Origin of the sequence: Scandinavium sp. (assembly GCF_036271055.1) — a bacterium.
Lineage (GTDB): Bacteria > Pseudomonadota > Gammaproteobacteria > Enterobacterales > Enterobacteriaceae > Scandinavium.
In genome coordinates, this window is record NZ_DATBBJ010000090.1 from 1 (window position 1) to 4,991 (window position 4,991).

Annotated in this window: 7 protein-coding genes; all 7 read right to left on the minus strand. The window is 53.4% G+C overall.

What is annotated here, in order from left to right:
- A partial coding sequence (locus tag VH187_RS19790) for a radical SAM protein (protein ID WP_329703160.1) occupies nucleotides 1-482 on the minus strand: 482 nt, incomplete at its 3' end.
- Complete coding sequence (gene queD, locus VH187_RS19795) at nucleotides 479-892, minus strand: 6-carboxytetrahydropterin synthase QueD (RefSeq protein WP_329703165.1); 414 nt, start codon at nucleotides 890-892, stop codon at nucleotides 479-481. The genes VH187_RS19790 and queD, both read right to left, overlap by 4 nt.
- Nucleotides 893-1,220: 328 nt before the next feature.
- Nucleotides 1,221-1,850, minus strand: a complete 630-nt coding sequence (locus VH187_RS19800; RefSeq protein ID WP_329703161.1) for a DUF669 domain-containing protein — start codon at nucleotides 1,848-1,850, stop codon at nucleotides 1,221-1,223.
- Entirely contained in the window at nucleotides 1,850-2,041 is a 192-nt protein-coding gene (locus VH187_RS19805; protein ID WP_329703162.1) for a hypothetical protein, read from the minus strand. The genes VH187_RS19800 and VH187_RS19805 overlap by 1 nt, the downstream gene beginning before the upstream one ends.
- Nucleotides 2,038-2,808 carry an AAA family ATPase gene (locus VH187_RS19810; RefSeq protein WP_329703163.1) on the minus strand — a complete coding sequence of 257 codons (771 nt, stop codon included), beginning with the start codon at nucleotides 2,806-2,808 and terminating at the stop codon, nucleotides 2,038-2,040. The genes VH187_RS19805 and VH187_RS19810 overlap by 4 nt, the downstream gene beginning before the upstream one ends.
- A gap of 163 nt (nucleotides 2,809-2,971) precedes the next feature.
- Nucleotides 2,972-4,273: a PD-(D/E)XK nuclease family protein gene (locus tag VH187_RS19815; RefSeq protein ID WP_329703164.1), complete on the minus strand. Its 1,302-nt coding sequence runs from the start codon at nucleotides 4,271-4,273 to the stop codon at nucleotides 2,972-2,974.
- A gap of 548 nt (nucleotides 4,274-4,821) precedes the next feature.
- The coding region (locus VH187_RS23500) for a transglycosylase family protein (protein ID WP_414714009.1) at nucleotides 4,822-4,991 on the minus strand (170 nt) is incomplete at its 5' end.

Here is a 4,991-nt window from a genome sequence, read left to right on the forward strand (position 1 = left end):
CCAAGGAAGTCTCTCAAGGTGTTGAGGTCAGTAGTGTACTCGCTTGATGGCGGTTTAGGTGATACGCACAACCGGTCAACTCTCAGCAACCACCTTTTGAACACAGTGCCTTGCGTTTCAACTGCCACCTTGTAACCAACGCCGTGCAGCATGTCAACTAGGAAGGTGAGATCGTGCAATGCTGGGTTACCACCTGAGATGACTACCCAGTTTGGTCCTGGAGTTAGTGCAGTCATCTTACTTACGATCTCTTCTGCGTTCATCCTAGTGGCACGTCTTACTAGTTCAGGTAGTACAGCAAAAGGAGAATCGCACCATACACACCGATAATCACAACCGCCAAGGCGAATGAAGTAGCACGGAACACCCTGGTCGATGCCCTCTCCCTGAATTGTAGGACCGAATACTTCAACAACTGGAAACTTCTTTCGGCGTGCTGCTTCACCGCGCTCAAGTTGCCCCTGTGCCTTTACTGTTGTCATGCTGCTCCCGCCCCTGCCATAACTCGCCTGCTCTCCCATTTGCCATCCGCCCAGGCATCGCTGAACGTGACGCAGGCACAGGAGGTTTCAGTCTCCCACACCTCTACCTTGTCAACTGGCACAAGGTTTGCCCTGAACACCAATAGTGCCCAACCGGCGATGTTCTCAGCAGTTGTGGTACTTATGGGTAATGTCTCGTTGAGGTTCTTGTGATCGAGCAGGGGTTCCAAACTGTGCTTCCATACGGCCTTTATGTCAGCAAAGTCAATCACCATGCCTTCCTTGGCGTGGTCCTGCTTTTCGTTCACTTCACCCTTTACGCACACGACCACCTTGTAGGAGTGACCGTGAGGGTTTCTGCACTTGCCATCGTGATTGGGTAATGAGTGCGCTGCCTCAAATCGAAACACCTTGCTGACACAAGCGATCAACTGGTCCCCCCTTTCTAGGTCACGCTAACGTGTCCTGCTCTGCGCAATATTTTGTAGGCTTCCTGAACTGCTAGTGTGGGCCCAGTGGGATGTTCCGGTCCATGATCGAGCACAACTGCGTATCGACACTCGCGCTCGACTTCAATGCCCTTTGCCTTGCACATCTGGCAGATAGCGCGAGAGAAGGTGGGTTTGCTCTTTATGTCCCGGTTCATTCGTTCACCGAGATTTTCACCCTCGATTGACAGGGCACCGTAGTAATTCGGGCAATCGAGAGTAGGGCAAACCCACACTTCAATCAGCGTTCTCATCGCACTCTGCGGCGTGCCTTCTCGCGCGACCGGGACTGCGTTCGGGACTTGGCACCGGTTGAGGTCTTGCGACGTGGACGTTCTTCCTCCTCGTCTTCTTCATCCTCATCCTCTTCTTCAACCACGCGCCGGCGTGAACGTCCACCGTTGCCACGTGACTCAGCGGCTGCGGTGCGAGTTGTCTTTTTCTTCTTGGGCTTCTTGTCGGGACCGAACAGGTTCTCCACTCGGTTGCGCTCTCGACCATCGTACATCTCGTTCTTGACTTGAGCGACTGCCTCGATGCCTTGCAACTCCGGGTAGAGCAGCAATGGGCCACCACTGGTTGTGGGCTCAACGTCGTCGTCCCACTCAAGGTCCATCTCTTCCTCATCCTCGTCGATGATGCCGAGGTCCAGCAGCACCTGCTTGAGGCGGAACAGCGCCTGAGGCTTGAGTGAAGTGATCATCCACAGCCGGCGGTTCTCGTACTCACCGTCGATGACAACCAGTTCCCAGTTGAGGTAGTCACCGTCGTCCGCCTTGTTGCGGCGAACTTCGACTTTGTCCACCTCAATGTCATACGAACCTTCTGGTAGAGGCTCGAATGAGTCAACGTCCGCAAAATTTACTGTGGTACTAGGCATTACTCCCCTTGCTGAATGTCGATTCGAATGAGTTTTCCTGTACGGTACACCGACCAGCCTTCACCCTTTACCGCTTTGACTTGTTGATCAGTGTCCTGCATTAGTGTGAGCACAGCGTTGATGATCTGCGGCCAAGGAATAGAGTACTCAGAAGGTTCCTTGGGCATCACACTACCGGTTACTGCCATCATTTTCTCCTCTTCTTTTTCTTGCCTCCATTTTCGCTGTAGCCAAGTATGTCGAGCAGTTCACTAATGGTCGGTTCAACTAGCTCGTCTGGAACGTCACCTCCCCATTTGGTGCGCGCCTTGACACGGTACTTTGGGTAGTTCCGCATCAATAGGACCCTCTCCTCTTCCCCATCGCCATTCGTTGAGAGAGCGAGGTACCCGCTTACCGACACGAGACCTGCAACTTCCTCAGCCAACTGACCAGACATGTCAGGAAGTGTTATCCTGCCTTCACGGGGCATGTCTGCCTGCTTAGCATGTGCTGCATAGAACACGTGCATTGGTAGGTCCCGGTACTTCCTGAGTGTACGTCTCATCTGTACAGCTGCTACACCGTAGTCACCCTGTTCGATGAGGTCTGGGTTCTTACGATTTGGCCCTTGTTCCTCAAGTATGTTCAGTAGGGCCCAGCGATGCCACTCGCTGATCGAGTCGATGCCCACTGAACGGTACTCGCTGAAGTCAATTTCTTCCCCACCTACCTTCTTTACTGCCCCGTCAAGCAATGCTTCGTAAATCTGATCAGCGTCGCGCCATGAGCGAATGGGGAAGATGTCGATGTCCAGTCCTGCCAGTGATTCGTACCCTGATTCGAAGTCCAGGAACGCCATGGGGAACGTGCGCTCATCCTCCTGCGCAGTTCCCAGCAAGCACGTTTTGCCATGACCAGCTGGAGCGAAGATCAGTGCTTTGCACCACCGTCGCTGATGGGGAAGGTGAACCTCCATTATCGTTTCTTCCTTTCCTGCTTGACACTTGCGGACTTGTGAGGGTTCATCGACCCTGGTTGGTGGTATCCTTGTCGCCGATCACTACGAATGCTGTTGTACATGCCACGGCGTACGCCAAGGCGCAACTTCTGGTTGCGAAGTTTGTTTCCCATTGTGACCCCTAGATTCGACGACTTGCTTTACGGTCGGGAGCCTGCATGTAGCGAGTGTCGATGATCGACTCTACATCGCTCCCATCTTCCATCGCCAGGCATATAGGTGCCATTTCACACCGTGGGCACCATAGTCGAGACATGTTCGGGTAAGGCGCTAAGTCACCTGTCTTTACATCGAGCATGTCATAGTACTCATCAACTAGACGGTACTCGAAGTTGAGCATCTCGTTGATGTTTTTCATGACGTAGTGACGAGTGAAGAACCTGTCCCATCCATAGCTGAGTAGTGCTTCGTAGGCCCCCCGGTACTTTGGGTTCTTGATCGTACCGTCTTTGAGCATGAGGCCACGACGCTGTAGTTCCGCCTTGTACTTCTGCGCTGTTGTCAACTGGTCCTTTGCTGCGCTCAAGTTACCAGCCTTCAGAATGCGCGGTTCCTTGGGAGCTTGCTTGATCAAGTAGTTGAAGCAAACTCCGCGTGGCATCATTCCCAACCAGCGCCACACTACGTATGTGTACCCTGTCGCCTGGTCGTCGAAATCTAGGCCGCGGTCGTTCGGTTGTGACTCTGATGACTTGTGGTCATAGACCCACAAACCTCGCACACCTTCTGGTCTGCGCAATACCAACAAATCGATCTTGGCACTGAGGCATGGTCGCCCTGGTAGCGGTTGTCGTGTCTCAGGGTCAAGAATTGGGCACAGCAAACGTCCTGAGGGTTTGTGGAGAACGACTGCTGATTCGGAGTGCTCAGCAATGTGTTCACGCTCCTCAAAATGCTTGTTCAACCAGGACGTACCTGCACCTGTCAGTGTACCCTCGATGGCATGGACAGTGAAGTCATCCTCATGATGGGCGTACTGGTGATACCCCTTGAGCATCTCTTCTCCCAAGTCACCGAGCTCGACGAGTGCATCACCTAGTGACACTTTTGCCTCAGTCATTAGCTCCTTGTCGGAGACTATGCGCTCATCGGCCCAGTAGTACCACTTGTCCCAGGCGTTCAGCGCTGCGTCAAGAATGACATTATCGGCAGCCGACTGTAGGTACTCCGGCGTGTCGGCCTTCCTGAGGTAGTATGCCTCAAGTGCCTCATGTATTCCGCTACCAAAGTCAAGTGCCATTCCCTTTGGGACACGTGGCGCGAGGTTCTCGATGACCTCCAGGTGCCAGCGCCGGCGGCACGTCTTGAAGGTGCCGCGCTCTGTGGTTGATATGTCCTTGACTCGTTGTGTAAGTTGTAGTGGAGTGGGTTGTTTCTTACCGGTTGGATATTTTGTTCTCGACTTCGTTGTTGTCTTTGGCATTGGGCCTCGGTTGTGACTTGATGAACCATCGGGCCAGTTTGACCGCGTCCTTTTCGTGCTTCGTGCCTAGTTGTTCTGAGCACTTGGCTGCGGGGTGACCTTTCCAACGGTTTGGTGTCACTAGGTGCGCCGCAGGGAAGATGTCCCGTAACTTCGTTTCGACGCTTCTAGTTATAGGGCTATGCTGTTGCCACTCAGGACCTTTCTCGATGACCACTACGAAGCTACTGTTACTGTGCCATCGGTTACTCTGTGTAGTCACCATGCGGCGTGCATATTCCAACACCTCGCTTGGCGAATACGCTTCGGTCCTCATGATAGTACCATCGCTCCTATCCACCAGCGCAACCCCTGTGGTTGCACCAGGATCAAAGGCGAGTACCATTCGTCGTCTGGGCAATTGTGACATAACCGACACATGATATCATGGATAAGATGGTAGTGTCAAGTCGGTGGACAATTTGTAAAATTCGTAACTTGACAAGGACGAGCGGCACGTTTACACGGCCGCCCGCCCATGTCATTAGTTACTTATGTTTCGTTAGTTACTACGCCTTACACACCCACTGTCCAGCGCCGGCACCACCGGCCCATATCTTAGCGGCTATGATGCCTTGCTCGACTCGGGAGGCTTCGTACGCCTGTGGGGCATAATGCCCACCTCCGTACGCTAGCCATGTACTGGGAATGATCTGATAGTAGCCTGACGCCCCAGCGC

Excerpts from the sequence above, each read along its gene's own strand:
- VH187_RS19800 (WP_329703161.1), bottom strand. The coding sequence starts at position 1,850 with ATGCCTAGTACCACAGTAAATTTTGCGGACGTTGACTCATTCGAGCCT.
- VH187_RS19805 (WP_329703162.1), bottom strand. The coding sequence starts at position 2,041 with ATGATGGCAGTAACCGGTAGTGTGATGCCCAAGGAACCTTCTGAGTAC.
- VH187_RS19810 (WP_329703163.1), bottom strand. The coding sequence starts at position 2,808 with ATGGAGGTTCACCTTCCCCATCAGCGACGGTGGTGCAAAGCACTGATC.
- VH187_RS19815 (WP_329703164.1), bottom strand. The coding sequence starts at position 4,273 with ATGCCAAAGACAACAACGAAGTCGAGAACAAAATATCCAACCGGTAAG.